The organism is Flavisphingopyxis soli (assembly GCF_007995095.1).
Classification (GTDB): domain Bacteria; phylum Pseudomonadota; class Alphaproteobacteria; order Sphingomonadales; family Sphingomonadaceae; genus Flavisphingopyxis; species Flavisphingopyxis soli.
In genome coordinates this window covers 190,904-217,864 of sequence record NZ_VOPY01000003.1, presented here as the reverse complement: position 1 = coordinate 217,864, position 26,961 = coordinate 190,904, and the positions used below count along the sequence as shown (strand labels likewise).

Annotated in this window: 23 protein-coding genes and 1 tRNA gene; 13 read left to right on the top strand and 11 right to left on the bottom strand. The window is 60.0% G+C overall.

Annotated features, from left to right (window positions below; all coding sequences use genetic code 11):
* Positions 1-101: 101 nt before the first annotated feature.
* Positions 102-839 (top strand): hypothetical protein, encoded by a 738-nt coding sequence (locus tag FSZ31_RS11375; protein WP_147123511.1) that lies wholly within the window; start codon positions 102-104, stop codon positions 837-839.
* Positions 840-939: 100 nt separating this feature from the next.
* Positions 940-2,181 (top strand): PQQ-dependent sugar dehydrogenase, encoded by a 1,242-nt coding sequence (locus FSZ31_RS11370; protein ID WP_147123510.1) that lies wholly within the window; start codon positions 940-942, stop codon positions 2,179-2,181.
* Positions 2,182-2,188: 7 nt separating this feature from the next.
* On the opposite strand, the gene FSZ31_RS11365 is transcribed toward FSZ31_RS11370, so the two are convergent.
* From FSZ31_RS11365 to FSZ31_RS11350, 4 genes are all read right to left on the bottom strand, one after another.
* A complete protein-coding gene (locus tag FSZ31_RS11365; protein WP_147123509.1) occupies positions 2,189-3,220 on the bottom strand; it encodes a cysteine synthase A in 1,032 nt (343 codons plus the stop codon).
* A gap of 59 nt (positions 3,221-3,279) precedes the next feature.
* Complete coding sequence (locus FSZ31_RS11360) at positions 3,280-4,287, bottom strand: histidine kinase dimerization/phosphoacceptor domain -containing protein (RefSeq protein ID WP_161596018.1); 1,008 nt, start codon at positions 4,285-4,287, stop codon at positions 3,280-3,282.
* A gap of 85 nt (positions 4,288-4,372) precedes the next feature.
* The gene (locus FSZ31_RS11355; protein ID WP_147123507.1) at positions 4,373-5,026 is read right to left on the bottom strand and encodes an NADPH-dependent FMN reductase; all 654 of its coding nucleotides are present in this window, start codon (positions 5,024-5,026) and stop codon (positions 4,373-4,375) included.
* 55 nt (positions 5,027-5,081) lie between these two features.
* Positions 5,082-6,179 carry a CaiB/BaiF CoA transferase family protein gene (locus tag FSZ31_RS11350; protein WP_147123506.1) on the bottom strand — a complete coding sequence of 366 codons (1,098 nt, stop codon included), beginning with the start codon at positions 6,177-6,179 and terminating at the stop codon, positions 5,082-5,084.
* Between the two features lie 278 nt (positions 6,180-6,457).
* On the opposite strand from FSZ31_RS11350, the gene FSZ31_RS11345 reads away from it, so the two are divergent.
* Positions 6,458-7,300: a GIY-YIG nuclease family protein gene (locus FSZ31_RS11345; RefSeq protein ID WP_147123505.1), complete on the top strand. Its 843-nt coding sequence runs from the start codon at positions 6,458-6,460 to the stop codon at positions 7,298-7,300.
* On the opposite strand, the gene FSZ31_RS11340 is transcribed toward FSZ31_RS11345, so the two are convergent.
* From FSZ31_RS11340 to FSZ31_RS11325, 4 genes are read right to left on the bottom strand one after another with little or no spacing between them, the layout of a single operon-like run.
* Entirely contained in the window at positions 7,297-10,380 is a 3,084-nt protein-coding gene (locus FSZ31_RS11340) for a type I restriction endonuclease subunit R (protein WP_147123504.1), read from the bottom strand. The genes FSZ31_RS11345 and FSZ31_RS11340 overlap by 4 nt on opposite strands.
* Before the next feature lie 7 nt (positions 10,381-10,387).
* Entirely contained in the window at positions 10,388-10,975 is a 588-nt protein-coding gene (locus FSZ31_RS11335) for a hypothetical protein (RefSeq protein WP_147123503.1), read from the bottom strand.
* On the bottom strand, positions 10,972-12,249 hold the full coding sequence (locus FSZ31_RS11330; RefSeq protein ID WP_147123502.1) for a restriction endonuclease subunit S: 1,278 nt from the start codon (positions 12,247-12,249) through the stop codon (positions 10,972-10,974). The genes FSZ31_RS11335 and FSZ31_RS11330 overlap by 4 nt, the downstream gene beginning before the upstream one ends.
* A complete protein-coding gene (locus tag FSZ31_RS11325) occupies positions 12,246-14,486 on the bottom strand; it encodes a type I restriction-modification system subunit M (RefSeq protein ID WP_147123501.1) in 2,241 nt (746 codons plus the stop codon). Before FSZ31_RS11325 ends, FSZ31_RS11330 begins: the two co-directional genes overlap by 4 nt.
* A gap of 150 nt (positions 14,487-14,636) precedes the next feature.
* On the opposite strand from FSZ31_RS11325, the gene FSZ31_RS11320 reads away from it, so the two are divergent.
* Entirely contained in the window at positions 14,637-15,455 is an 819-nt protein-coding gene (locus FSZ31_RS11320; RefSeq protein ID WP_147123500.1) for an RES family NAD+ phosphorylase, read from the top strand.
* A gap of 353 nt (positions 15,456-15,808) precedes the next feature.
* Here FSZ31_RS11320 and FSZ31_RS11315 read toward each other — a convergent pair whose 3' ends face one another.
* Positions 15,809-16,552: a hypothetical protein gene (locus FSZ31_RS11315; protein WP_147123499.1), complete on the bottom strand. Its 744-nt coding sequence runs from the start codon at positions 16,550-16,552 to the stop codon at positions 15,809-15,811.
* Positions 16,553-16,965: 413 nt separating this feature from the next.
* Between FSZ31_RS11315 and FSZ31_RS11310 the strand changes: the two genes are divergently transcribed.
* The 7 genes from FSZ31_RS11310 (at position 16,966) to FSZ31_RS11280 (ending at position 22,097) form a co-directional block, all read left to right on the top strand.
* Positions 16,966-17,523 (top strand): recombinase family protein, encoded by a 558-nt coding sequence (locus tag FSZ31_RS11310; RefSeq protein WP_147123498.1) that lies wholly within the window; start codon positions 16,966-16,968, stop codon positions 17,521-17,523.
* Positions 17,520-17,720 carry a hypothetical protein gene (locus FSZ31_RS11305; RefSeq protein WP_147123497.1) on the top strand — a complete coding sequence of 67 codons (201 nt, stop codon included), beginning with the start codon at positions 17,520-17,522 and terminating at the stop codon, positions 17,718-17,720. Before FSZ31_RS11310 ends, FSZ31_RS11305 begins: the two co-directional genes overlap by 4 nt.
* Positions 17,701-18,264, top strand: a complete 564-nt coding sequence (locus FSZ31_RS11300) for a hypothetical protein (protein ID WP_147123496.1) — start codon at positions 17,701-17,703, stop codon at positions 18,262-18,264. The genes FSZ31_RS11305 and FSZ31_RS11300 overlap by 20 nt, the downstream gene beginning before the upstream one ends.
* Positions 18,265-18,534: 270 nt before the next feature.
* On the top strand, positions 18,535-19,971 hold the full coding sequence (locus tag FSZ31_RS11295) for a hypothetical protein (protein WP_147123495.1): 1,437 nt from the start codon (positions 18,535-18,537) through the stop codon (positions 19,969-19,971).
* A gap of 573 nt (positions 19,972-20,544) precedes the next feature.
* Positions 20,545-20,895 (top strand): hypothetical protein, encoded by a 351-nt coding sequence (locus tag FSZ31_RS11290; RefSeq protein WP_147123494.1) that lies wholly within the window; start codon positions 20,545-20,547, stop codon positions 20,893-20,895.
* 293 nt (positions 20,896-21,188) lie between these two features.
* The gene (locus tag FSZ31_RS11285; RefSeq protein ID WP_161596017.1) at positions 21,189-21,980 is read left to right on the top strand and encodes a tyrosine-type recombinase/integrase; all 792 of its coding nucleotides are present in this window, start codon (positions 21,189-21,191) and stop codon (positions 21,978-21,980) included.
* 43 nt (positions 21,981-22,023) lie between these two features.
* A tRNA-Gly gene (locus FSZ31_RS11280) sits at positions 22,024-22,097 on the top strand.
* 11 nt (positions 22,098-22,108) lie between these two features.
* On the opposite strand, the gene FSZ31_RS11275 is transcribed toward FSZ31_RS11280, so the two are convergent.
* Both FSZ31_RS11275 and FSZ31_RS11270 read right to left on the bottom strand, forming a co-directional pair.
* Positions 22,109-22,867: a competence/damage-inducible protein A gene (locus FSZ31_RS11275; RefSeq protein WP_147123644.1), complete on the bottom strand. Its 759-nt coding sequence runs from the start codon at positions 22,865-22,867 to the stop codon at positions 22,109-22,111.
* Between the two features lie 38 nt (positions 22,868-22,905).
* Positions 22,906-23,886 (bottom strand): polysaccharide deacetylase family protein, encoded by a 981-nt coding sequence (locus tag FSZ31_RS11270; RefSeq protein WP_147123491.1) that lies wholly within the window; start codon positions 23,884-23,886, stop codon positions 22,906-22,908.
* Positions 23,887-24,007: 121 nt separating this feature from the next.
* On the opposite strand from FSZ31_RS11270, the gene map reads away from it, so the two are divergent.
* Positions 24,008-24,832 (top strand): type I methionyl aminopeptidase, encoded by an 825-nt coding sequence (gene map, locus FSZ31_RS11265; RefSeq protein WP_147123489.1) that lies wholly within the window; start codon positions 24,008-24,010, stop codon positions 24,830-24,832.
* A gap of 92 nt (positions 24,833-24,924) precedes the next feature.
* Positions 24,925-26,805, top strand: a complete 1,881-nt coding sequence (locus FSZ31_RS11260; RefSeq protein WP_161596016.1) for an outer membrane protein assembly factor BamB family protein — start codon at positions 24,925-24,927, stop codon at positions 26,803-26,805.
* The last annotated feature ends 156 nt before the right edge of the window (positions 26,806-26,961 follow it).

Here is a 26,961-nt window from a genome sequence, read left to right as displayed (position 1 = left end):
CACAAGCGGCATTGGCAAGCGGATTTGTCGGGATGCGGGCTTGCCATGCGGGGCGCGGGGCGACAGGATCGCGGCATTGCCACGGCAAGAGGGACGATCGCATGACCGATGCCACGGCGAGTAGCGCCCCCGCCGCGAACACCGCGATCGAATTCCTCTGCGATCCCGCACTGATTGGCAAAATCCCTTCGCCCGAACGCGCGATCCGCTTTGCCCCCGACTGGTTCAAGCGGCTTGAACGCGAGATGGGCATGCCCGACGCGCACGGCCTGCCGGGACTGACCGTCAAGGCATGCCTGCCGATGACCGACGCGTTTTCGCTCGGCTTCGTCATTCCCCTGCCCTTCACCGTCCGGATCATGGTGCCCGAGGATCGCGTATCGATCCAGCTCGGCTGGGATCCCGCCGCGCCGTTCCAGCCGATCGAACAGCATCACCCGGGCCAAATCGGCGCTCCCGCCGATCCGTTCGCCAGCACGATGCCATTGAAGTTCATCAATCCGTGGCGGATCAAGGTGCCAGAGGGCTATTCGCTGCTGTTCACCCAACCGCTGAGCCGCCCCGACCTGCCCTTCACCTGTTTTTCGGGCGTCGTCGATGGCGACCGGTTCGATACCACGGTCAATCTGCCCTTCGTCTGGTCGGGCCCGGCCGGGACCTTCGACCTGCCCGCCGGGACGCCGATCGCGCAGGTCGTGCCGATCGCGCGCGATACGCTGATCAAGCACGCCGTCGCGCGCGCCGCGACCGACGCCGAACTTGCCGAACAGGCCGCGGCGGCGGCGCGCAAATATGGCGAGGAATCGACCTACGCGCGCGAATGGCGGGTCAAGAAATGACGACTTATCTGCCATCGTCATGCAACCGTCTGGAGATAAAGTTCGTTCTCCTTCAAACCGTCTACGCGCCTTCGACCCCGCAGAATTCAGGAACCGCCTTATGAAGATCGCCACCCTCGTCGCCCTGCCCCCGCTCGCCATCGCGCTGGCTGCCTGCAACGGAAACTCGGCGACCGCCAATGGCGGCACCGCGAAAGCCTCGGGCGACCAGCCTTCGAGCGGCCAGCCGTTCGCGATTGCCGAACAGGCCGACTTCGACAATCCGTGGGCGATCGTCTTCCTCCCCGGCACCAGCCAGGCGCTGGTCACCGAAAAGACCGGGCATCTGCAACTCTATGACACCGCAACCAAGACCAAGCGCGAGGTCGCAGGCATCCCGGCGGTCGATTACGGCGGCCAGGGCGGCCTGCTCGATGTGGCGCTGGCCCCCGATTTCGTCAGCAGTCGCCGCATCTATCTGAGCTATGCCGAACCCGGTGACGGCGGTTCCGGCCTCGCGCTGGCACGCGGAACGCTTGCCGCCGACGGATCGAAGCTGAGCGATGTCACCGTCGTCTGGCGACAGCTGCCCCGCGGCAAGGGCGGCCAGTTCGGCGGCGTCATCGCCTTCGCACCTGATGGCCAGTCGCTCTATCTGACCTCGGGTGAGCGCCAGCGCTTCACCCCGGCGCAGGATCCCGATCAGGCGCTCGGCAAGATCGTTCACCTGACGCTCGACGGCCAGCCGGCAGCGAATAATCCGATGGCTGGCAAGGTCGGCGCACAGAGCGTTACGATGACCGATCCGCCGCGCAATACCGGCGCAGCCACGACCGCCAAGGGGCGCAGCGTCGCCATGACCGGGACCAACACTGTACCCGCCGAAACGTGGTCGAGCGGCCATCGCAATCCCTATGGCCTGACCTTTTCGCCCGACGGCAGGCTGTGGGAAATCGAGATGGGTCCGCGCGGTGGCGACGAGCTCAACCAGATCGAGGCGGGCAAGAATTATGGCTGGCCCAACGTCTCGTTCGGCGACAATTACGACGGCAGCCCGATCCCCAGGCCGGCCGCCAATGACGGCTATGCCCTGCCCGCGCTTTATTGGGTCCCGTCAGTCTCACCCGCCGGGTTGCTCTATTATTCGGGCGACATGTTCCCCGCGTGGAAGGGCTCGCTGCTGCTCGGCGCGCTATCGGGCGAATCGCTGATCCGCGTGACGATCGATGGCGGCAAGCCGCAAAAAGCCGACCGCTGGGAACTCGGACGGCGGATTCGCGACGTCCAGCAGGGACCCGACGGCGCAATCTGGCTGCTTGAGGACGGCGACGACGGAAAGCTGCTCAAGCTGACGCCGCGCTGATCCGCGGCTAGACGAAATCGGGTAGCATCGCGCCGTCAGCCTCGAGCCAGTCGGGCACCGGCAGGCCTTTTTCGCGCAGGAACTCTGGGTTGAACAGTCGCGACTGATAGCGCGTGCCGGGATCGCACAGGATCGTCACGATCGTATGCCCCGGCCCCATCGCGCGTGCCATCCGCACCGCTCCGGCAACATTGACCCCCGACGAGGTGCCGAGACACAGGCCTTCGTCGCGGACGAGATCGAACACCGTCGTGACCGACTCGGCATCGGGGATCTGGAAGGCGTGGTCGACCACCAGTCCCTCGAGATTGGCGGTGATGCGGCCCTGGCCGATCCCCTCGGTAACCGAGCCTCCCTCGCTCGCCAGTTCGCCCGTCGTATAGTAGCTGAACAGCGCCGCGCCTGGCGGGTCAGCGAGCCCGATCGCGATGCCGGGCTTGCGTGTCCGCAGCGCCATCGCGCAGCCCGCGAGCGTTCCGCCGGTGCCGACCGCGCAGATGAAACCATCGATCTTGCCCCCGGTCTGCTCCCAGATTTCGGGGCCCGTCGTGGCGATGTGCGCGGCACGGTTGGCGACGTTGTCGAACTGGTTGGCCCAGATCGCTCCCGCCGGGTTATCGCGCTTCAGGCGTTCGGCCATCCGCCCCGCGACCTTGATGTAATTATTGGGGTCGCGATACGGCACCGCCGGCACCTCAACCAGCTGCGCACCGAGCGCCCTGAGCGCATCCTTCTTCTCGCGCGTCTGCGTTTCGGGAATGACGATGACGCTCTTCATGCCGAGCGCGTTGCCGACGAGCGCGAGGCCGATGCCGGTATTGCCCGCCGTCCCCTCGACGATCGTCCCGCCGGGACGAAGGTCGCCGCGCGCCATCGCATCGCGGACGATCGACAGCGCCGCGCGGTCCTTGACCGACTGGCCGGGATTGAGGAATTCAGCCTTGCCGAGGATTTCGCAGCCGGTGTCGTCGGACACGCGGTTGAGGCGGATCAGCGGCGTGTTGCCGATGGTGTCGAGTACCGAGGATGTGATCGTCATCGCGCCAGACTAGACGTCGCGTAGCGTCACCGCCAGCACCTATCATTCGCCGCCGCGGCCTAGCCTTCCATGACGAAGCGAAAGCTGGTGCCTTCCGGACCGCTGTCGCGCTCCACCTCGGCCCCTGCCTGCTTGGCCAGCGCGGTGATCAGCGACATGCCGAGGCCACCGGGCCGCTCGGTCTGCGCCATGCCGCTGCCATTGTCCGACACGCTAAGCACGATCTGGCTGTCGCGGTGGTCGAGCTTGACGCTGATCAACCCTTCGCGCGACTGGCCGAAGGCGTGCTTGGCGCTGTTGGTCGCGACCTCGTTGACGATCAGCCCCAGCGTCACCGCCTGGTCGCGCGGCAATGCAATGTCGTCGATCCAGCAGCGGATTGCGGCGCCCGATACTTCGGACAGCACCGATTCGAGCGCGGCACACAGGTCGCCGAGATAGCTCGGCATGTCGACGCGCTCGTCGCTTGCCCCGTCGCGATAGAGCGACTGGTGGGCGCGCGCATAGCTTTCGACGCGGCCACTGGCGGTATCGAGCGCATCGCGCACCGAGGCATCGTCGACCCGGCTACGCTGGAGGCGGAGCATCGACAGGATCGAGGCGAAATTGTTGGCAACGCGATGGTCGATTTCGCGGATCAGCATCTCGCGATCTTCGACTGCAGCACGGACACTCCGACGGAACAGTTCGCCAAGCCCGACGATCGCCAGGCCCGAGAAGAAATTCACCGCGATCCGCGGGCCATCATTGGGATTGTCGAAGGCGAAACTGCCGGCGATGGGCAGAATATAATACCAGGTGTGGAGCACGAGGAACAAATGCGTTGCCAGCCCCGATTGCCAGCGACCGAACAGTGTCGCGACGAGGACAAAGGGCATGATCATGCCGAACGGACCTGCGCCAGGTGCAACCATGTCGATCAGCGACCGCACGACGACTGCGCTGATGCTGCACAGCACTGCGAACAGGAGCTGGGCGAGCAGCGGCGGGATAAGCGGGTGGAGGCGGTCGACGATATCGAGCTTGACCAGCTGGTTGCGAACGGAGGCAGGTCTGACAGGGGCCAAATTCAGTTCCGATAATGCAAAACGCCGTTCGTTGCGGCAGCGCAACTAGCGACCGTTTATCAGTGCCTTGTCGCGAACGCCAGCGTCATCGTTGGGCCGGCAAGGTGCCAGCGATCATCTCCGCAATCCGTTGCGCATAGCCGCTTTCGGCGAGCGCCATGATCTGGCGCGCCTGCGCCTCGACCTGCCCGGCGATCGCCGCATCGGTTAGCGGTGCATCGGCAGCGCCGTCGGCATAGGGCCGCTGCGCCATCGCATTGACATAGATGCCAAGCGGCGTCGGCCAGCCGCGCAGCGCATGGACGATGTCGCGAAACGCACTCATCACGACGCCAGTCGCCTGCCAGCCCGCGGCGGTAACGACGAGCCCGACCGGGCAGCCATCGAAATAGGCGCGCGTGTCGGTGCGCGTATCGTCGATCAGGTCGATCGCGTTCTTGACCAGCGCAGAAACGCTACCGTGGTAGCCCGGCGTGCCGAGGACGAAGCCGTCGGCGGCGCGCACTGCCTCGATGAAGTCACGCTGCTGCGGCGACCGCTCAGCCGCCTCGGGGACGTAATGCGGCAGCGCGAGCAGGTCCGCACCGCCGAACATCCGCGTTGTTGCACCCATCGCGGCGCAGTCGGCCAGGACCGAGGCGACGAGCCGTTCGGTCGTCGATCCGGCGCGCGTCGTCCCGCCGATCCCGACGATCATCGGGCGCCGCTTCGTGCCGGTGGAAGAAGGTGTCTCGGTCATAGGCAAACAGCGCTAGATGCCGTCACCGCGCCACGCAAGCCGCACGGGCAAACTATCACGACCAAGCGGCGATCGCCTCTGCGGCCGAAATCGAGCGCGCTTCGCCGCTCTGTCCCGGCGTCGCCGAAAATCGCGGTGCCGGCGCACCATGGTCGATGCCGCCGGTCGATACGAAGACGTCGCGCGCGACATTGGCGGGGTGATCGAATGCCTCGCCCAATGCCAGGACCGGCGTGACGCACGCATCGGTGCCAGCGAAATGCGCTTCCCATTCGTCGCGCGAACGCGCCCCGAACGCCTCGGCAAAGGCCTCAGCCATCGCCGGCCAGTCGTCGCGGTCGTTCTGCACGAACCGGTCGCGGGCAATGCCGAGACCGTCGAGCAAGGCGGCAAAGAATTGCGGTTCAAGCGCACCGACCGCGACATGGCCGTCATCGGCGCAGGTGTAGCAGCGATAAAAGGGCGCGGCGCCGTCGAGCAGGTTCGCCCCGCGCTCGTCGCGCCACATGCCGTTGCCCAGAAAGGCGTGGAACAGGCCGAGCAGGCTGGCGACGCCATCGACCATCGCGACATCGACGACCTGCCCCCGCCCCGTCGTGCGCGCCGACAGGATCGCCGAGACGAGGCCGAGCGCGGCGAACATGCTGCCGCCGGCATAATCGCCGATGATGTTGAGCGGCACCGTCGGCGGCGCACCCGGCGCACCGATCGCGTGAAGCGCGCCGGTCAGCGCGATATAGTTGATGTCGTGCCCGGCGCGGTCCGCCAGCGGCCCGTCCTGCCCCCAGCCGGTAACGCGCGCAAAGACAAGCTTGGGATTGCGCGCGAGGCATATCTCGGGGCCGAGGCCGAGCCGCTCCATAACCCCGGGGCGGAACCCCTCGACCAGCGCATCGGCGCGATCGACCAGCGCGAGCAGCGCGTCGCGGTCGGCCGCGTCCTTGAGGTCGAGTTCGATCCGCGCGCGCCCGCGGTTCATCACCGCGCCACCAATTTCGCCCCACGTACCGCCGCCCTTGCGTGCAACGCGAACAATATCGGCCCCGAGCCCGGCGAGGATGGCGCACGCCAGCGGCACCGGACCGATTGCATCGATTTCAATTATGCGAATGCCGCTCAGCGGTCCGGCGGATTTCTGGTAACTCTCGGTCATCGATCCTGATTGGCCGATCGGCCCGCACAGCGCAAATATGTTTGACAGTTCGGCGGCGCTGCGCGATCTGCCGCGGCCTGCCACCCGCGGGTGTAGCTCAATGGCAGAGCAGCAGCTTCCCAAGCTCCCGTAGTCAACGGTTTTCTACCATTCCCGCTGTAAACTAGGCAAAAAACGGCGCCTGGCATTTCAAACACTTGCTGAAAAGCTGTAAACTGAAATGCAGGTATAAGTGTGCAACGGGTTGCACTTTGCGGCATCACAGCGAGGCGAGACAGATGGCACTCACATTCAATATGGTGTTGTCCGACAGCGGGATTGATCCAAGCGAAGTTCGGCTCATGCGTCACCAACACGTCGCGAAGGATGGCCTCACCCCATACGCGATCTGGCGTGACAACCGCGATGAGTTCGAGCGATATCAAAGCGCCCAACGCGAGGATCGACGCTCCTACTTCGCCAGCAGGTTTTGGGCTGGCTTTGTTGTGCCCCCGGATGGCAGCACCATGTTTGCCGGATTGTATGAGGTTTCAGGCCATGGCCCTGTTCAAGCGGGTTGGGTTGACCCTCTCATGCGCGAGACGGCAAGTCAGATGGGTCGCGCGCTAGATATTTATGAGTATCGCCGCTTGCCGGAGTTCGACCAGCTAATCGGCTGCCTCAAAATTGATTGGGGCCCGGGAACTCGATCATGGGCGCAGCGGGCAGACAGCAACACAGGTAACAAGCCTATCGTCGAACTGACCCAGTCGTTTCAGGAGCCTGACTTTCCCGGTTTCACCCGCTTCATCGGCAATCTCGGGAGCCTGCCCAGCCTACCATTGTCATGGATCGCGGTTTTGTCCGCGACCAAAGGCATCTACCTTCTGACATGCCCGCGCACTCGCGAGCAGTATGTCGGTTCGGCCTACGGAGCGGACGGATTTTGGGGGCGTTGGCAGGCTTACGTCTCTACCGGACACGGAGGCAATGTTGGCCTAAAAAGTCGTGACCCCTCGGACTATCAAGTCAGTATTCTGGAGGTCATGGGATCAGCGGCGACAAGCGACGAAATATTAGCAACCGAACAGCTTTGGAAGGCCAAGCTCCAGAGCCGAGACATGGGTTTGAACCGCAATTAGCTGGTGTAGCTACTTGGCTCTTCGCCTTTGATGCGCTCATATACTTCACGGGCAAGGTGGTCCTGTGCCGCTGTCCTAAATCGCTTGTCGCTCATCACACGATTGAAAATCTCGTCGTTGCCTTCCATCCTCTGAATGAAAAGGTCGTCGAGGATGCGTCCGAAGAAGGCCGAGAAGTTTGACAGGTTGTTCGCTTGCGCAGCCTCGACGATCTTCTCGTTTTTTTCAGCAGTGGCGCGGACTTGATCGAAAAAGAGCTGATCGGCTTCGGTGAAGTCAGTCCCGAACTTTTCGTTCAGGTTGTCGACTAAGGTTGAGAGTGCGACTTCCACATCTTTCTCACTTGCGGTGCCCACATCGGTGGGGCCTTTGAGGGGGTCTGCATCGCTATCCGAGAGATCGATTGTGCCTTCGCCGACTTGCTGAAGACGAAAGAACTTGAGTGCGACGTCATCGTCCAGTGTGAACTTCGACCCGTCGCCGAGACGGGGGAGTTTCGGTGCGAGGTTCCGTAGGAAGGCATAAAGCTGCTCTAGCCCATCGTCGAAATAAGGCATGATTTGCGACAGGAAAGAATACAGGTTGCGGAAAGCTGTAAGCTGCCCCCGAAACTCCTCCTGCACCGGCTCATCGAGGTTCTTGAACCGTTCGACTGCCCTGTCGAGTACGGCGTTTATGATCCGGTGATCCTGTCCGGTCGGCTCCCGGCGCTTCTTAAACCAGACTTCCGAAAACTCGATGATCTCAGCAGAAGTAAACACGGCGGGTTGCAGCAGCTTGTGGTGTAGTTCGTTGAGCTTATGAGGGTCGGCGTTCTGGCCGACCGGCGTTGCCTCGAAATAGGGTTTAAACGCCTTGAATATGTCCGCTTCTTCGTTCTTGAAGTCGAGCACGAACGTGCGCGTCTTGCCCGCTGCAATCCGGTTGAGGCGTGACAGGGTCTGCACAGCCTGCACCCCAGCGAGCTTCTTCACCACATACATGGTCTGGAGCATTGGCTGGTCGAACCCGGTCTGATATTTTTCGGCCACGATCAGCACACGATATTCATCGCCGCCGAACCGTTCTGGTAGCTCCCGCTCGGACAGACCATCGTTCATGCCGACTTCGTTGAAAGCGGTGCCCGGCGCGTCAGGGTCATCTACGGTGCCGGAGAAAGCCACCAGGGCCTTGATGCCATGATATCCACGCTCGCGGATGTAGGCGTCGAAGGCTTGCTTGTATTTCACGGCGGACAGGCGCGAGCCAGTCACAACCATCGCCTTCGCACGTCCGCCCAGCTCATGCATCACTTTCAGGCGGAAATGCTCTACGATGACGGCAACTATCTGTCCCACGTTGACCGGGTGCAGCTCAAGATACTGCCCCAACGCCTTCGCAGCCGCCTTCTTCGGCACATTGGGATCGTCTTCGACCTTTTTCACCAGCCCGAAGAAACGTTTATAGGTGGTGTAGTTCTCCAGCACGTCGAGGATGAAGCCCTCCTCGATGGCCTGCCGCATTGTGTATTCGTGGAACGGCGAAGCGCCGCTTGGCCCCGGCTCGTCGAAAACGGCCTTGGTTTTGAACTTCGGGGTCGCTGTGAAGGCAAAGAAGCTCAAGTTGGGCTGGCGGGCGCGTTGGAGAACTTCCTGCCTGATAGCGGCTTTGGCGGCTTCAGAGAGGTCGTCATCTTCCTCATCTTCAATCTGGTTGGCGATAGCGTCAGCAATGCCGTCCTTGTTCAGGATGCCTTTGAGCGCCTTCACAGTCTCACCAGACTGCGAGCTGTGCGCTTCGTCCACGATCACCGCGAAACGCCGGTTCCGCGTCTCCAGCGCAAGCGTTTCGCCCTTGCCCTCCATCGTCTTGATGGCTTGGCTGATGAACGGGAACTTTTGAATGGTGGAGATGATTATTGGCGTGCCGTTGGACAGGGCGCGGGCGAGCTGCTGCGTATTCTCGTCGATTTTCTCGACCACGCCAGTCTTGTGCTCGAACTGGTAGATCGTATTCTGCAACTGTTGGTCGAGCACGCGCCGGTCAGTGATGACGATGACAGAGTGAAAGACCTTCTCGTCAAAGGCATCGTGCAGCGACGCCAGCCGATGTGCCAGCCATGCGATACTGTTCGATTTGCCCGACCCAGCCGAATGTTGGATTAAGTAGTTCCGTCCAGCGCCGTGGTGGCGTGTATGATCGACCAGCCGTCGCACGGCATCAAGCTGATGGTAGCGCGGGAAGATCATGGTCTCTTTCCGAACGATACGCGGGCCGTTCGGCGTCTGCACCGTCCGTTCTTTCACTTCTAGGTGCATGAACCGTTGGAGAATATCGAGCAGGCTGTCAGCCGCCAGCACCTCATCCCAAAGGTAGTGAGTTTTCCAGTTGCCTTCGACCGGCGGATTGCCCGCTGCGAAATCGTGACCCCGGTTGAACGGCAGAAAGAAGGTATCGCTACCCTTCAGTTCGGTAGTCATCCACACTTCATCGGGATCGACCGCAAAATGCACGAGCGCTCGCTCTTTGAAGCGAAATAGCAGGTCGCGCCCGTCACGGTCGGTCATGTATTGCTTGCAGGCATCCTCCGCCCGCTGATGGGTCAACTGGTTTTTCAGCTCCGCCGTTACGACCGGCAGGCCGTTGATGGCGATCACCACGTCGAGGATGCACTTGCGCTTGCCGCCATCCGGGCGCTTCAGCACGTCCGAGACGAACTCGACCTGCCGGGTGATGGTCAGACAGTTGGCGGCATAGCGCGCAGCCGCCTCGGGGTTCATACCCGAGTTTGGCTGAAAATATGCGAGGCGCAGTGTCTTGCCATAACACTTGAAGCCGTGCCGCAGCACGCCCAGCGTGCCCTTACTAGTCAGCTCTTTGGTTAAGCTGTCGAGCACCGTCGAAGCGGTGCGCTCTTTGAGCATTGCTTCAAGCTGTCCCCAGCGCACAGGTTGGCTCGCCCGGACGAAGGCGATTATCTCATTAGGAAACAGCGCGGTGGCTGGATCATAAGTCTTTGGATCGCCCTTACGGTAACGCTTGGTCTGAAGCAGCCCATGCTCGATAGCGCGTTCGAAATCAGCTTCGGTGTGTCCTGCCATAGTTCCCTCACACCGTCCGTATCGAAGTGTTGTCCAGTTGATCCAACGTTAGCCCGGCGAGGGCATCATAGTGATAATGACGTATCGAAGGATCACGCGCCAGATAATGCCCGGTTCCATCAAGGTAAGCAGCCGGGTTATCGTTTTCGGTGCAGACGAACTTGCGCAAACGCAGCTTACGGTCATCGCCCGTATATTGATGCACAACCTTGCGCAGACAGGCGCACCAATGCTCGCCAGACTTGAGTTGGTCGATGATCGAGGACGGGTCCAAACTCTTTGTCTTGAACTCGAATAGATATGCGTTGACTACCTTGCGAGTGCACTGAAAGATGACGAAATCACACCGTTTCGACCATGGTTTGCCGTTGTCGTCGAGAAAGTGAAACAGCCGGTCCGGCATGCCATCGAGCTTGATGGCGAAAGCCTTACCCTTAAACGGCAGCACTACCTTGCGGGTCCGCTTCTTCGTCTCTCCTGCGAGGAAATATTTTTCTGTCAGTGTAACCGCCCCGCTACTGCCATCGTCAATGACATAATCGGCAAACAGGTATGTTCGCAGGTGATTGAAGTAGCTGGAGGCATCGAGGCTCATTGAAGCCCCTCGATTTGGCCGGTGACTGCGTTGGTCACGAGAGCCGATCTGCGCTCAACCAACAATTTTATGCTTGTCTCGACCTTCTCCACTACCGCTTCGATCTTCCGATCTTGTTCGCGAAGAAATGCGCCGATGGCAGCTTGTTCGGCGTAAGGCGGTCGTGTCATGATAATCGCTTTGGTCTTTTCCTGATTGAGGATGGGCAGCGTGTTTCCGCTTGCAGACATCCGGACCTCGGCACGGAAGGCGTGGAGAGAGTAGGCCAGAAATATGGGATCCGTTTCTCCATTCGCCGTGATTGCATTGATCTGCTGGTTTGACGAGCACGTCATCGGAGCCACGGCGACCTTCCCGAGCGTTGCGCCAATGCCGACCAACAGCACAGAGTTTGCGGGGAATTGAACAGCGTAGCCCTCGCTGAAGGCGTCGGCAGTCAACGACTTCTCAGCATCAGCCAAAAACAGTCCCTCAAAATCTCCGGGGGTATACCACGGCACGTCACTATCCGTGAAAAAGTCTCCAGCAGCAGCAGGTGGCGTCCGCCCTGTAACAACCCGATCTGCCAGCCGCCGCAACGGCAAGGCGTCCCAATGTGCGGGGATTTGGCCGAGCCAGTCGATGCCGCTGTCTTTCGTGGCGGCGGCGGGTTTCAGGCCCTTGGTGACGGCCTGTGTAATGATCGCCTGCCGCTTTTCTGCCAGCCGCTCCAGCAGAGCCTTCTTACGCGTAATCAAGCCGTCAATCTGCGCCGTCCTTTCATCTAAAAGCGCCACGATGCGGCGTTGGGTAGTGAGGGGCGGCAGAGCAAATGGAGCCGCCTTCACTTTTTCAGCCGTGAAATGGGCGATGGTTGCCACGTTGCAAATCAAATCGACGTAGCCAGCCAGTTTTAGATAGGTGAACCAATAGAACAGATAACGACTTTCGATCTGTCCGTTGTTGAGCGGACGGACCCGATTTATCGCGTTTTGAAAATAATACTCGCCCTCGGATTTGAAATGCGCGGTGCGCCCAGCGTCTCCACCTTCGCTCACTAGAACATCATCAGGTCGAAGTCGGTACTTAGCCTTTTCGTGCGGCTTGATCCACATCGCGAACTGGTGCGAAAGGTCCACGCCATTTTTAGAGATGCTGATTGCCCGCAGGTATGGCAGCAATTCGTCGTCTTCGCCGCTAGGGTCATTCTGGAGCATCTTTCCAAGCTGCACCTGGCAATACTTGGACACCGAAGATCGCGGCCAATCGCCAGGTGTGACGATGTCGAAGCTCACGTCACCATCCCCTTGAGCAAGTCTGCAATCTCGTCTTCAAGCGTGGTGATATCGGCTTCGATCTCGCCCAGCAGACGCGGTGGTTTGTACATGTAGAAATGCCGGTTGATGGGGATTTCATAGCCGACCTTGGTCTTGGCATAATCGACCCAAGCATCGGGCACATGCGGCAGCACCTCGGCACGAATATAGGCGTCGATCACGCCGCGCATAGTCGCAACCAGATCGTCATTCGGGCTGTCGGGCCCGAAGAACATGGGTAGTTTTGCTCCGCGATGGGCGGAGTTTTCCGCCTTGTTGATAGCCTCTGTAAAAGCTTTGGGCAGGTCAGGGTAGGCAGGCAGCGGAATATTCTCGGTATCGCGAAGTTCGCTATCTGGTTCAGCTCGACCCTTGCTGTCACGGCAGATCTCAGCTTGCGGATCACGTTCACCCAGCGCGGCGAAGATCGCTTTCTTCATAAGGCCGGAGACCTTGCGCCCGAAACGCTTGGCGGCACTGTGTAGGTCAGCCTCGAACGCTTCCCGGTCCAGATACCGCCCCTTGCCTTCCAGTGTAGTGAGGATGTCGCGAATTGCCTGTTGCTCGTCGCGTCCATCGGCCTCCTCCAGCGCCGCAGCTGCAGCATCCTTGCGCTTCTTGGAAACGGCAAGGTTAGCGAAGGTGGATTGATCGTCGAGACGGGAGATCCGTTCTGGCGTCACCTCGAAGTTCAGGCGCAGCGGGCGCTCGACCGTAACCTTGAGAAAACCAAAATCATAATTATGGAAAATGCGGCTGACAACGCGCTTTTCCAGTTGGCCGTCGATAGTGACAACGGCAGTCTCACCCTCCTTGTTGTTACCGTAGAGCCGGGTCAGATCGGCAATTTGATCGTCGCCCGGCGCGTCGCTGATCTCATTGCGCTTATTGTTGAGACTCTTCTTCATTTTGCGGAAGAAGCGGGTGCCGTCAATCAACTGAACCTTGCCCTGACGTTCGGGTGCCTTCCGATTGGTGACTAGCCAGATGTAAGTGAAGATGCCTGTGTTGTAGAAGAGCTGGTCGGGCAGGGCGACAATCGTGTCGAGCCAATCATTTTCAATGATCCAGCGCCGGATGTTCGACGGACCGGACCCGGCGTCGCCGCTGAACAGGGGAGAGCCGTTGAAGATGATCGCGATTTTCGACCCTTCGCCGCCCTGCTCTGGCGTGCGGTGCATTTTGGAAATCATGTGCTGAAGGAATAGCAGCGAGCCGTCGTTGATAGCGGGCAGTCCCGCTCCAAAGCGCCCAGAGAAGCCTAGCTCCGCATGTTCCTTCGCTACGACCTTCTGCTGGTCTTTCCATTCCACACCGAATGGTGGGTTGGCCAACATGTAGTGGAACTGGCGGTCGGCAAAACCGTCGCTGGTCTTGCCGTCGCCCAGCGTATCACCCAGCACGATGTTGTTGGTCTCTTCATCTTTGATAAGCATGTCGGCGCAGCAGATCGCCCAGCTCTCGGCGTTGTATTCCTGCCCGAATAGGGCGAGGTTGGCGGACTGATTGCCGTGCAGAATGGCCTCTTCCGACACCGACAACATGCCGCCCGTGCCGCAGGTGGGATCGTAGATTTCCTTGTAGACGCCTGGCTTGTAAACATCGTCTTCGCCCGTGTAGATCAGGCTAGTCATCAACCGGATGACCTCGCGCGGGGTGAAGTGATCCCCGGCCTCCTCGTTCGCCTGCTCATTGAAGCGCATGACGAGGTGCTCGAAGATGTAGCCCATCTGGATACTGTCGATCTTGTTCGGATGCAGATCGACGCTCGCCATTTCCTTGACGATATTGAACAGCCGGTTGCTGGCATCCAACTTCTCAATCTGCTCACCGAACTTGAACTTCTCGAAAATGCGGCGCGCGGTAGCGGAGAAGCCGTTGATGTAGGAGACGAGGTTGGGGGCGATGTTCTCGCTGTCATCAAGCAGTTTGGCGAAGGTGAGCCGGCTAACATTATAGAGCGGCTGTTTACGGTCGGGATCGACGACCTTGGTCAGGAGCTTGGGAATGGCCTTTTCTGACGTTCCAGCCGCAATCAGGCGTTCATGCTCTTTGACCACGGCATCCTTGGTGGCCTCCAACACACAATCGAGCCGCCGCAGCACGATCATGGGCAGCATCACCAGCCGGTATTGTGGCGGACGATAGGGGCCACGCAATCGGTTGGCGATTTCCCAAATCTTTCCAGCGATTTCTTTGTGATATTCGGTAAGCAAGTTATTCCCCAATTTCGAACTTGATCCGCTTCATGCCAACGTCGCGACAACAAGTCACTGGCGGAGTGCAGTTCCATTGGGCATCGTTAACCTGTGGTGCAGCGCGGAGGCAAACAATCGGCGCTATGCAAATACCAGTGAGGCACGGATATGACTTTTGCCAATCATAACGCATTTCGGGACTTCAACAGGTCTGTGCGCGGTGCGTTTCGCTACGCACGAACGCCAGACCAAGCGGCCTTTTTAGATACTGTGAGCCTGACCAGCATGAGCCGTGTGCGAAAGCTCAAGGCAGGCGCTTATTTCTATCGAGCCCAATTAGGCCACGGATGGCATAAGCAGGAGTTGGCCCCCGGCGAGTATGAAGATTTTCCGGGCGCGCATGAGCCAAAGCATATGATCCCCGATCCACATCTCGTTGGCGAAGGTAGGGTGAACGTAAAGGGGATTGCTTGCCTATATCTCTCGACGAACGAGGAGACCGCTGCGCTGGAAGTGCGACCTTTGATCGGTTCATACGTGTCGATTGCGCAGTTCAAGATCGTTCGCGACCTGCGGATCGTTGATTGCTCGGAGAAGCTAGTTAAGAACCTGTTTGCTTTCCTCAATCCCAATATGACGTCTGAGGAAATCGAGCTACACGTCTGGACCGAGATAAACGATGCCTTTTCTGCACCGGTTGAGCGGGCCGACAGCGGCCTCACATACGTTCCCACACAGATCATTGCTGAAACTCTGCGTCTGCAAGGGTATGACGGCATCGCATACAAGAGTGGCTATGGCGAAGACGGCTTCAACGTGGCGTTGTTCGACGTAAGTGCAGCCGAACTGCGGTCGTGTGGCCTGCACCGTGTTGGCCAAATGCGTGTGAAGCTGGAAATGGCTGACAACCCCTATTTTGTTACCGACACCGGGCTCGCTCGAAACGAGATTGTGGACATCGAACCGTGGTCGGAACCCGAAGCCTGATGTCTCAGCTTGGTCTCGAAAGGCCCTGCCTATGTGAGACAATTAGATTGGCAGGATGTTTTCCGCAAAGCGTCCCACAGAAGTTGGCCCCGGCTTTTGGAACATGCGTCTCGCAAGACCTATAATCTATGTGAAATGTGGCTGGTCCTATTATAGGATTGATAGTTAAAATGTGGAATGTCCGCTGTTGGGTAGGGAGCCGACTGGCGGATCTCGGTAATGGAAAGCTGCCGCTCGACTGCCTTTTATCTTTTCCAATAAAGGCCGCTCGGGATCCCGTTGCACATATGCGCTTGCACAATAAGTCTGTGGGAGGTTAAGTTAACCCCCGATCATGATTTCGGGGAGGGAGGCTACTTGATCTTTATCATCGATCTGATCCAGTCGGCTTCCTCCCCTTCTGCATTGTCTGGTAGCTTGAGAAATCCTTCCTTCAGCAAGACCCCAATCGCGCCACCACTCCAACCTTTTTCGTCCTCGTTCAGACCCTTTCCATAGATTGATTGGAACAGCACATCGAGTTGTTGCGTCACTAGAATTATGTAATGGATGTGTTGGCCATACAGCGCAAACGCTAGGTCTTTTTCGTAAACCGGAACGATACTTGCCCCGGTTAGGTTGCCAACAGATCCCGAAACGATGTTCTTCGCGATTTCATGGCGTCCAAGGTGCGCAATATCATTGAGCTGCCCATACACAGGTCCGAAGCCCGCAGTGACACCCTTGCCAATCAGAGGCGTTTTCTTTTCCTTCCGCTTGTCAGTACGATATTCTTCGATACCAGATACTATCTCAACCTCTTGTTTCAACAGCGCCGCAGCCTGCGAGTAAAGACCTTCGGAGATTGAGCTTTCGCAAAGTTCAATCCCCTGGACAAAATGTGATATTAAGCAGATTTGGCCTTCTTGTGCCTTGCTGACATCCTCAACCTTACGTCCCAGATTACGTTTCAATACCGACGCCAGGGCACTAAACGCAACTTGATGGACATCGATCAAAATGGCCGCATCGCGCTTCCATTTCTCTCTATTAGCCATCCGGTGTTCCATTTGGTCGGCTAAAAGAAGGACCGCAGGTGAATACTTTTCATCAGTCATTTTACGTCCTTCTGTAATAGCGGGCAAAACTGGTTGCCGAACGGACTTCGCGTCGGCGCGCTCGGGATGCTGGAGCGCAACCACCTAACCACGGTAACCTTGTAGCCAAATAGGCTTCGGCGCAAGCTGACCGAGCGACCGATTTCAGTTGCATGTATCCAATCGCGGACGACCGCAGTTATGGCGAATGCGGTGCCGGTTATGCCGGCCTGCCCATGGCCCGTCGAAGTTCAGGCTGCGATAAAAATTGCTTCCAGTCGTCAGCGCCATTTGATCGCACAAATATCTTGCCAATTCCGCACTCGTAGCGAGCACTCTGATAAGTCGGAAAGTAACAATAAAAGTGGTCGTTTTCTCGTGACTTCCTGAACCGTCTTGGTCAATGTAACCTGATAATTGATGAGGTTATTCAGATGCTTATAGGCTATCGACGGTCATCTACCAGCGAGCAGGTGGCCGGATACGACGCGCAGGAAGTCCAGTTGCTTGCGGCGGGGTGCACCCGATTATTTGGTGAGATGACTTCATCTGTTTCTCAACGGGATGAGCTTTGCGCTGCAATAGAGTTTTCTCGTGACGGAGACGTTTTAGTCGTCGCCGATTTATCTCGACTGGCAAGATCGATCTCTGACTTGTGCAGCATCACGGAGCGACTGGAAGCCAAAGGTGTCACACTCAAGATCTTTGCAATGAACCTCGACACATCGACCGCGACTGGCAAGTTACTTTTGAACCTAATGGGGTCTTTTAGCCAATTCGAGCGCGAGATAATGTTGGAACGGCAGCGCAATGGTGTTGCTAAGGCCAAGGCCGAGGGGCGGTATCGAGGGCGTGCACCGACCGCCCGGCGCCAGAGCGGGCGCGTCGCGGAACTACATGCCACTGGCAAAGGGGCGTCAGCAATCGCGGCAGAGATCGGAATATCGAGGTCTTCAGTGTATCGCATCCTTTCGTTAGGCCAGACGGCATGACGGACGGCGTCCCTCACCTGTTCGCAGCCATCACGTCTATACTGGAGGATATGCACGGCCTCGCCATTGAAGGTCAGCGCCTCGATAACGCTCCGGACATGCAGCGTGTGCTGGTTTCGCAGATGCGGATGGCTATCGCTGCGGTTGACTGCACTGCCGGCGAGATCACGCAGCAGATTGGAAACGGCCCTGGCTGAACTTCACTCGCAGTTCGATATCGACGGCTACATTGAGGCGCTTCCCCGTCATGTCTTAGGGTTACCTCGATCCAATGCGCCGCCGCGCTATCAAGTCTCGCGCTTCCCGCTTCTTAAGCCCTATAATGGCTTCACTGGCATTGAGCGGCGACGCGGTGGGCATCTAGCCGGATGGCTTCTGGCGGCGGGCTGCATCAGGTTGGCATCGAAATGTAACATCTGCGGCAGTTCGGGGCCACTCTCTTTACACGGGGATGTCTATTACGATATCTCCCGCGATCCGACCCTCTGCCAACCTTGTCACAGGGCAATTCACCTCCGCTTTTATCGCTGGGATGAATGGCGCAAAGTTGTGGATGCGTCGGCGGTTACCGGGCGTGAGTGGTTTGCCCAGATACCTCCCCATAGCATCGACATTGCGCAGCATCTGCGCGACCGTTGGGGATGGCATGCCGCCGACCTCGAACGGTCGCCGATCTGCCCGTTTCCTGATGCTATCGCCGAAGTGCTTCCTAACAACATGCTACCTCATCCGAACCTGTGAGCGACCTGCACGGCTTCAGCGTATTCGCTGGCAGGGTGGCTCACTGTGCCAGTAGGTCTGGACGTGTGGCTCGTTGCCCGACCGCCCGATCCCGGCTCTCACCGATGACTGTTCAGGAACCTGGCCCCTATCGCTCTGCTCCGGGCGCGCTCGCCAACGACGCACCCCGGTGCTCCCCATTTCGTGATGGCCGCTTGACCCGTTTGCCCGATAGCAACACTCTGTCTCTACAGACCTCCGCGAACGTCAAAAGTAGGGGACACAGTGCGAATGGCACTAGCATCGACAAGCTGGCGAGGCAGGCCGTTGCAGCGGTCCCGGTTTGGCATCAAGGCTCTTGATATTAGGCATCGCCCCACCGCATCGGAACTGGGCTTCGACAGACTGGTCGTCGCGGTGCCCGGCGAAGTGCATTTTATCCGGCCCGATAGCGATCCTTTCGAAGATCCGCCCGAGACAACGACGACATTGATGAAAAGCTATCGCTCCCTTCTGGAGAGGCGCGGCGCGTCCACTCGAAGCTGGGGGCTTCCGGGAAGGGGTCCGGATTACTTCAGGACGAACCTGTTCCACCACCCCGGCACGATTTCTGCAAAGACCGGCTTCATTACGAAGGGCACCCAGCGTGGGCTGGGGGTCAAGCTCACGATGACGCTCAACCCGACCCGCACGCTGATCCACTCGCTAGAGATGGTGCGCCATACGCCCGATGCGCTGGCCGCGCTTATGGACCTTCCGGTAGACCAGTTCTTCGAGCGTGCGTTGTCTGTGGAAAGGGTGCCGACCCTCGACGCATCAGACAATATTATCGGCAACCTTACCGAAGTCGTTGATCGGCTTGGCGTCGACTGGGCCGGTGCGTTCATCCGCATCTTCGAGGAGAAGCTCAAGCTCTGGGCCTTGGAGGCGGTCGCTCCGGTATCCGAAGGGTTCGCACATGGATATGCCGGGGAACAACTCTACGCCAGCGATGCGCTGCACCGCGTTGCACTTAACTGGGACCGGCTCTATCCCGCAGAAGCAGAAGTTTACTTTGAGCGGCGGCATGGAGATGCCCTTGATTTGATGGATAGGCTTACAACCGCCATCATGGCGTCGCACACTAACTGCGAATGGCGCAGATATCCCATAAGCGAGATAGGTGGGCGGCGAAGCGGATCGACGTTCATCGGGGTCAAGCCGACCAAGCGGACCAAGATCGTGATCTATGCAAAAACGTCAGACCGCATCAGGATTGAGACGCGGTTCAGCTTTAAGGTAAAGGACAACCTTCGCGGAACCCCTATATCAGCGGACAGCCCTCTGTCAGACATCCTGATTGCCCTTCGGACGGTAGCGGTTACGCGCCTTGACTGGGACAGCTTGTGTGAGATGGCATCGGATGTGCCCGAACCGCGCATCGAAGATTGCGCCGACCTCGTCACGCGCATTTCACGATGCTGCACGAAGGTCCACGTTCGGCCCGAGCCTGTGCTTGAAGCACTGATCGGGGCGGGCAGCTTTGCTGCAACGGACCGCCACGGGGCGTTTACGCCGGAACTTGTAAGCAAGCTCCATCGCGCGGGATTGATCAGCGATGCGAATATAATTCGGCGATCCCGCCCCGGCGAGGAGCGGCGACACCACCTCGTTGAACCGTATGCGACCGTTGCGAGAGCAATGCGGCAAGGCTTCGCACAAATGGTGCGAGGCGTCCGCCGACGCTAGTATGATGGGCGAGAGCGAACCGTTGCTTATCGGCGTCAGACCATTGTTCTGACAGCACCCAACAAAAACCAACACGCGCATATGGACCACTATTCGCATCCCGCGTGATCGCCCAATGGACCGGTGGCGTGGCGAGGGAACGCTGCTCCTCCCGGCCAAGGTGGTCCCTCGTCACGCCACCGGTCCATTGGGTGGGCGCGCGGGGTGCGAATGGTGGTCCATATGCTCAATCGACAGGATCGGTAGTCGCCACTATCCAGTAGGCTCCCATAGAAACGCCTAGTACTCTGGCTAGATACCGGAAAATCTCAATCGGATTGACCCACTGCGTGCGATATCAAGCTGCCACTGGCATCCGTCAAGCGGGTGGCGCTGAACACGTAAAAGGTGAATACGATTGGCCAAAGTTCACCGATGCTAGTATCCAAGTTGCTAGCGTCGTTGACAATTAAATCGCGACCTGTCGACCCTTCAACTTAAAGATACCCCTAGCTGAGAAGACAGTGCTGCTTAGATTACCAACCAAATAGGCTTGCAACGCGTTGCACAATTCTCTTGTTGCCAACATTATTTATGGCTTTATTGTTGATGATCGTCAAAAAAGAGGCGGTTATGCTAAAAGTAATGCCTAATTCCGAAAAACACTCGGTGAGCGTGAGGCCACGAAAGAGGTTTATCGTTTCAACTTCATCCGTTGACGCTCGGATTGATACAATCATTCCGCCCGCGCGCTCCCGTAAGGCAAGCTTCCGGAAAAGCGACGTTTGGCGCGCGATAAGTGCCGCTCAAAAAGGCGGAGTTGCAGTGAGTGAGATGGAGATCGGAAACGACGGTTCAATTCGGTTAAAGTTTGTTGGCGTTCATCCGGACACAGGCGAGCAGGCAAGCGATAACGAGTTCGATAAGTGGTCAGACAAACTGTGACTGCCGGGGAGCACATCGTCCGAAAGCAACTCCAGGAGGGGCGAGCTTGGTACGTCTATGCATGGCGCGGCGGCCCGATGGTCCACAGATTTATCAGCGCGAGGCGGCCGAAACTAACCCCTGAGGTGATGGGTAAAATTGCTGCCGCTTGGGAGGCGCGGAATGAAAATCATGATCAAACGCTCCAATCGCTCATTCGCCAATGGCGATCTCGGAACCCAAGCCGCCCATCCAGCCCGGAATGGACTGCCTTAGCAATTAGTACGAAGCGGACATGGGGGTCCGCGCTGGACATGATCGAGACAAAATGGGGCGAAGTTCCCCTCGCAGTTTTCAACGACCCTCGGATGAAGGCCAAGGTTTTTGCTTGGCGGGACAGCCGAAGGAATACGCCGCGCGCTGCCGATATCGGCGTAACCGTTTTGCGCGCACTATTGAAGTTTGGAGTGCAACGAGGCCGCCTTACAATCAACATGGCTGCGGATATCCCAGCTATTTATAGGAACGGTCAGCGCGCCGACATCGTTTGGCTATCCGATGATTTAGAACGATTTGCGAGTGTAGCGAACGCCGCAGTCATTGACGCCGTTCGACTAGCATGTCTGACTGGCCTGCGCTGCGCCGACCTCGCTGATCTCCGCTGGAATGAGGTTGGGGATAAAGCCATCATCCGGATGGCCCAAAAGGCCAGCAAGGGAAAGCGGCGGCGGGCGATGGTTTCAATGACAGCGGGTCTTCAGAGCTTACTTCAGGAGCTTCGTGCGCGACGCCGAAAAGTCGATGTCGATACCGTTCTCGTCACCAGTGAGGGTAATTCGTGGTCACCGGGTGGCCTTGGCAAGCGCGTTGGAGAAGCATCAAAAAAAGCTGGCATCATACATTCGGATGGCCGGAAAAAGCACCTCCACGACTGCCGAGGTACATATGCCACGCACCTGATGATCGCCGGAGCTACCGATCAAGAAATTGCGAGAGCTATGGCATGGTCACCAGAAAAAGTGGCCGACATCCGACTGGTCTACGTTGACCAAGCCCGAACCGTTGTGGCACTTGGCGAGCGTCTTGCCGCGAAGGCTGTAAACTGACCTGTAAACTGACGGGTCAGTGCATCCCGAAAATGGCGGAAATGCGGGTGTAGCTCAATGGCAGAGCAGCAGCTTCCCAAGCTGACGACGAGGGTTCGATTCCCTTCACCCGCTCCAGCACCCGCGCTTCAGATCCCGTCAGCAACCGTTTCGAGCCCCGTCGCCTCGATCGCCTTGGCGAGATCGACCGCACACGCACGCACATCATCCTCGCTGGTCGAGCGGACGACGAAATTGGCGCCCACTTTCCCCTCGCGAAAGAATGGATAGCTGCCGATTGCGCAGCCGGGATGGTCGCGTTCGGCGATGCGCAACAGGTCGGCGACCTCGCTTTCGGCGACCCACGCGCCGAGCGTGACCGAGACGAGCGGTGCGCCGCCTTCGAGCGTGCCGGTCAGCGCGTCGAGCATCTGCGCGGTAATGTGCGGCACGCCGGCCATGATGAAGACGTTGTCGATATGCATTCCCGGCGCGCCCGACATGCGGTTCTCGATCAGCCTGGCGCCCTCTGGCACGCGCGCCATGCGGAGGCGTGCGTCGGTGATCCCGCCCTTGTCGGCGTAATAGGCCTCGAGCACCGCGCGCGCCTTGGGATGGACGACGACGGCGACGCCGAGCGCGGCAGCGATCGCATCGACGGTGATGTCGTCGTGCGTCGGGCCGATGCCGCCGGTGGTGAACAGGTAATCGTTGCGCGCGCGCAGGATGTTGACCGCTTCGGCAATGGCAGCGCTGTCGTCGGCGACGATGCGAACCTCCTTGAGGCGGATGCCCTGGACGTTGAGCCAGGTGGCGATCTGCGCGACGTTCCTGTCCTGCGTGCGACCCGACAGGATTTCGTCACCGATCACGACGATCGCGGCGGTCCAGATGCGTTCAGAGTCCATCGCCGCGTCCTGCCGCAAATCGGCGTGCGGCGAAAGGGTCAAGACTGGCGCAGGCTGCGATCGTAGAGGATATTCGATCCGACCTGCGCCGCCATCCGCGCAGCGGTGCGTACGCGGTTGCCGGCGAGCGGTTCGCTGCGATCCTGACAGGCGACGACGCGACCGGGGTCGATCCCGGCAAAGCCGCGCGAGACGAGCGCGGGGTTGCGCGCGATCTCGGCGCACATCGCCTCGAAACGGCGGATCACCATGCGGTTGGGCCGCGTGCGCGCACGATTGAGCATTTCGAAACTGTGCGTGACGATCGTCTGGGCGCTCATTGCCTGATCGGCGGCATGGCGTAGCATCGCGCGCATTTCCCACACCGACATCGCGCAGATTTGCGCAGGTCGCAGCGCGCCGCCCGCGCGTCCGACGACCGACACGGGCATCTCGACAACACCCTTGTGGCGCAACGGTTCGATCGTGTCGCCGGGCAGATCGATGGCGCACACCGCATCGTCGATGACGCCGTTGAAGCTGCTGTCATAGGTTATATCGAGCGCCTTGAGCGCCGCTAGCGTCGCCTCGTTAGCGCCGAAATTGCCTGCGCGAAACGCGACGGGCCACGGCGCACCAGCGGCGACGAGCAGCTTGAGCGCGGTACCGAGCAGCTTTTTCTGGTCGGCGCGCGGATAATCGCCGATATTGCGCCGGACTTCGCCCGATACCGGCGTCAGCCTGGCCCATTGCAGCCACTCTGTGTGGATATGCAGCTGGACCTCATGGCCGCGCGCAACGATCGGCCCGACGATGTCGGCCAGGAAGTCGGCACCATAGACAAGCGCGGGCATCGGATCGACGAAGAAGACCCCGGTCAACCCGTAGTCGTCGAAGCGGTCCATCATCCAGAAGATGCCGTATTCGCCGCCCGGCGTGCGCCCCAGGATCGACGAGGCAAAATTGTCGGCGAGCGAAACGCCCTGCTGGTGGAGCCCCGCCGACAGTTCGGTATCGATCGTGATCAGCACGCTGGTCATCGCGGGTGCCCCTTCCCCCTCGTCCGAGAGCCTAGTGCGGTAGCGCAAAAGAGTTAAGACCGCGTTGGACCGGTGCCGCACACCCTCGCAATCGCGCGCCGAGGGCGCTATATGACGCCCCATGAACAAATATGTGACGATGACCGATGCCCATGCGCCTGTGCGCGACGGCGCTATCAAACTCTATGGCGAAGACGGTTTCGTCGGCATGCGCAAGGCCGGACGAATCGCCGCCGAGGTGCTCGACGCGCTCGTCCCGCATGTCGTCCCCGGCGTCACGACGGGCGAAATCGACGACCTCGTGCGCGAACATTTCCTGCGTCAGGACGTGCTGCCCGCAACGCTGGGCTATCGCGGCTTCACACACAGTTGCTGCACGTCGATCAACCATGTCGTCTGTCACGGCATCCCCGGCGATCGCGTCCTCAAGGACGGCGATATCGTCAATATCGACGTAACCGGCATCGCCGACGGCTGGCACGGCGACACCAGCCGGATGTTCCTCGTCGGCGACGTCAGCGTCAAGGCGCGCCGTCTCGTCGATGTCACCTACGAATGCCTCATGCTCGGCATCGAACAGGCGCAACCCGGCAATACGATGGGCGATGTCGCGCACGCGATCCAGCGCCACGCCGAAAAGCACCGCTATGGCATCGTTCGCGATTTCTGCGGCCACGGCCTTGGTCGGCTGTTCCACGATTCGCCCGAAGTCGTCCATGTCGGCGAACCCGGCACCGGGCCCGAATTGAAGCCGGGCATGTTCTTCACGATCGAGCCGATGATCAATATCGGCAAGGCGGCGGTCAAGGTGCTCGACGACGGCTGGACCGCAGTCACGCGCGACCGCAGCCTGTCGGCGCAGTTCGAACATTCGATCGGCATCACCGAGACGGGCCACGAGATCTTCACCAAAAGCCCCAAGGGGCTCGACAACCCGCCCTACTGAAAATCCTGCGCGCGGGCTAAGCCGCTGCATTTGCCCTCACCGGCATGTCGCTCTATCGTCCGGGCGACGGACATGAGCAGCGGGAGCAACGAGTGACGGGTAAGGGCCAGCACGGCGGGCGGATCGATCGATGGGCGATAGCCGGCCTTGCCGCGCTCGCGATGCTTGGCGCATGCAAGGACAAGTCCCCCGAACCCCGGCCGGTTAAACAGGAAACGCGCCTCGCCGCGGGCGCCGCGCGCGTCGATGCCGATTATCTCGCCAGCGGCGGCGACGGACGCGACTGGCCCGCAACCGGGTTCAACTATGCCGGCCAGCGCTTCAGCCCGCTCGACACGATCGATGCGCGCAACGTCAACCGGCTCGGCATCGCCTGGTATGCCGACCTGCCCGACCATATGGCGCAGGACGCAACCCCGGTCGTCGTCGACGGCGTGATCTATGTCGCCGCCGCACGATCGAAGGTTGCCGCTTTCGATGCGACCAACGGCAAGCTGCTGTGGGATTACGACCCGCGGCTCGCCTCCGATTTTCCCGCGCTCGACCCGTGGCGGATCGCCAATAACGGCATCGCGCTGTGGAAGGGAAAGCTGTTCACCACGACGCTCGACGGGCGGCTGACCGCGCTCGATGCCAAGACCGGCATTCCTTTATGGAGCATCCAGGCTGCCGAGCCGGGACAACGCGTCACGAGCGCGCCGCTGGCGGTCAAGAACCTCGTCATCATCGGCAGCGGCGGCGGCGATACGCGCGGATCGATTGCCGCCTATGACATCGTCAACGGGACGCTGCGCTGGCGCTTCTTCACGACGCCCAATCCGACCGGCGAGGCCGACGGTGCGGCGAGCGACCCGATGCTCGCGGTGGCGACCGCGACCTGGTCGAAGGACGGCGACTGGCGGATCAGCGGCGGCGGCGGCGCGGTCGCCGACGCGATCGCGTACGACGCCGATCTCGACCAGCTCTATTTCGGCACCGGTGCCGGCGTGCCGAACGATTACGCGCGCCGATCGGGCGGCAATGGCGACAATCTGTTCGTCTCGTCGATTATCGCGGTCAAGCCAGAGACCGGCGAATATCTCTGGCATTTCCAGGAAACCCCCGCCGCCGCGCACGATTTCGGCGCGACCGATCCGATCATCCTCGCGACGCTTCCGGTCGACGGGACGCCGCGCAAGCTGCTGCTGCACCCGTCGAACAATGGTTATCTCGTCGCGTTGGCCCGCGAGGACGGCGCGCTGGTCTCGGCCGTGCCGCTGGCCAAGGACGTCACCTGGGCAAAGGGTTATAGCGCAGCAGGACGTCCGATCGCGCCTGACCCGGCCAAGCCCGATCTCAAACCGAAAAAGAGCCAGATGCCGATAACCCCGATCGTTGCACTGCCATCGCTTGGCTGGCGCGACGGCGCTGCGGCGAGTTTTGATCCTTCAAGCGCGCTTGCCTATGTCGCGGTGCAGCGGCCGCAACCCGCGCCTTCGCCGGCGAACGACGAGAGCGCGCCCCCCGCCCCGCTCTATGGCAAGGGCGGGCTCATCGCGCTGTCGCCACTCTCCGGACGAATCGCCTGGTCGTCGGACCGCGCGATGGGCGGCGGCGTGCTGTCGACAGCGGGCGGACTGGTCTTCCAGGGCGCGCGCGACGGCAGCTTCATCGCCTATGGTGCCGCCGACGGGAATAAACTGTGGCAAAGCCGGCTGCGCGGTCAGATCACCGGAGCGCCTGCCACGTTCCTATCGGGCGATACGCAGATGGTTGCGGTCGTGACCGGCGCGCCGGCCATCGTGCCCGACGCGGAACGCTCCGCGGCGGGCGACGACGCCGCAGACTCGATGCGCTCGCAAGGTCGCCGCTCGCGGCTCGTCGTCTTCGCGTTGAACGGCAAGCGCCAGCTGCCACCGCTGCCCGAACCCGCTCCCGTTCCGAACCCCGCATTAGTCCCCGGCGAGGCGCAGCCACGGACCAGAAGCGATTAATCGTTAGGCAGCTGCACAGCCTTCTGCCTTCGAATTAGGCACCAGTCCGCGCAGCATCAACGCATGGCCGCGCAACACGGCTTGGCATCGATCTTGCTCATCCGCGGGCAAGGGCGCACGACGCACATCATCCGTTCGCGCGCCGAATGCGCAGCA

Bases quoted from the DNA above. Each gene is read 5' to 3' on its own strand.
- FSZ31_RS11315 (WP_147123499.1), bottom strand. From the start codon at position 16,552: ATGACTGATGAAAAGTATTCACCTGCGGTCCTTCTTTTAGCCGACCAA.
- FSZ31_RS11320 (WP_147123500.1), top strand. From the start codon at position 14,637: ATGACTTTTGCCAATCATAACGCATTTCGGGACTTCAACAGGTCTGTG.
- FSZ31_RS11285 (WP_161596017.1), top strand. From the start codon at position 21,189: ATGATCGAGACAAAATGGGGCGAAGTTCCCCTCGCAGTTTTCAACGAC.
- FSZ31_RS11355 (WP_147123507.1), bottom strand. From the start codon at position 5,026: ATGACCGAGACACCTTCTTCCACCGGCACGAAGCGGCGCCCGATGATC.
- FSZ31_RS11310 (WP_147123498.1), top strand. From the start codon at position 16,966: ATGCTTATAGGCTATCGACGGTCATCTACCAGCGAGCAGGTGGCCGGA.
- FSZ31_RS11340 (WP_147123504.1), bottom strand. From the start codon at position 10,380: ATGGCAGGACACACCGAAGCTGATTTCGAACGCGCTATCGAGCATGGG.
- FSZ31_RS11275 (WP_147123644.1), bottom strand. From the start codon at position 22,867: ATGGACTCTGAACGCATCTGGACCGCCGCGATCGTCGTGATCGGTGAC.
- FSZ31_RS11350 (WP_147123506.1), bottom strand. From the start codon at position 6,179: ATGACCGAGAGTTACCAGAAATCCGCCGGACCGCTGAGCGGCATTCGC.
- FSZ31_RS11345 (WP_147123505.1), top strand. From the start codon at position 6,458: ATGGCACTCACATTCAATATGGTGTTGTCCGACAGCGGGATTGATCCA.
- FSZ31_RS11295 (WP_147123495.1), top strand. From the start codon at position 18,535: ATGGCACTAGCATCGACAAGCTGGCGAGGCAGGCCGTTGCAGCGGTCC.
- map (WP_147123489.1), top strand. From the start codon at position 24,008: ATGAACAAATATGTGACGATGACCGATGCCCATGCGCCTGTGCGCGAC.
- FSZ31_RS11305 (WP_147123497.1), top strand. From the start codon at position 17,520: ATGACGGACGGCGTCCCTCACCTGTTCGCAGCCATCACGTCTATACTG.
- FSZ31_RS11290 (WP_147123494.1), top strand. From the start codon at position 20,545: ATGGCTTTATTGTTGATGATCGTCAAAAAAGAGGCGGTTATGCTAAAA.
- FSZ31_RS11335 (WP_147123503.1), bottom strand. From the start codon at position 10,975: ATGAGCCTCGATGCCTCCAGCTACTTCAATCACCTGCGAACATACCTG.
- FSZ31_RS11375 (WP_147123511.1), top strand. From the start codon at position 102: ATGACCGATGCCACGGCGAGTAGCGCCCCCGCCGCGAACACCGCGATC.
- FSZ31_RS11365 (WP_147123509.1), bottom strand. From the start codon at position 3,220: ATGACGATCACATCCTCGGTACTCGACACCATCGGCAACACGCCGCTG.
- FSZ31_RS11270 (WP_147123491.1), bottom strand. From the start codon at position 23,886: ATGACCAGCGTGCTGATCACGATCGATACCGAACTGTCGGCGGGGCTC.
- FSZ31_RS11370 (WP_147123510.1), top strand. From the start codon at position 940: ATGAAGATCGCCACCCTCGTCGCCCTGCCCCCGCTCGCCATCGCGCTG.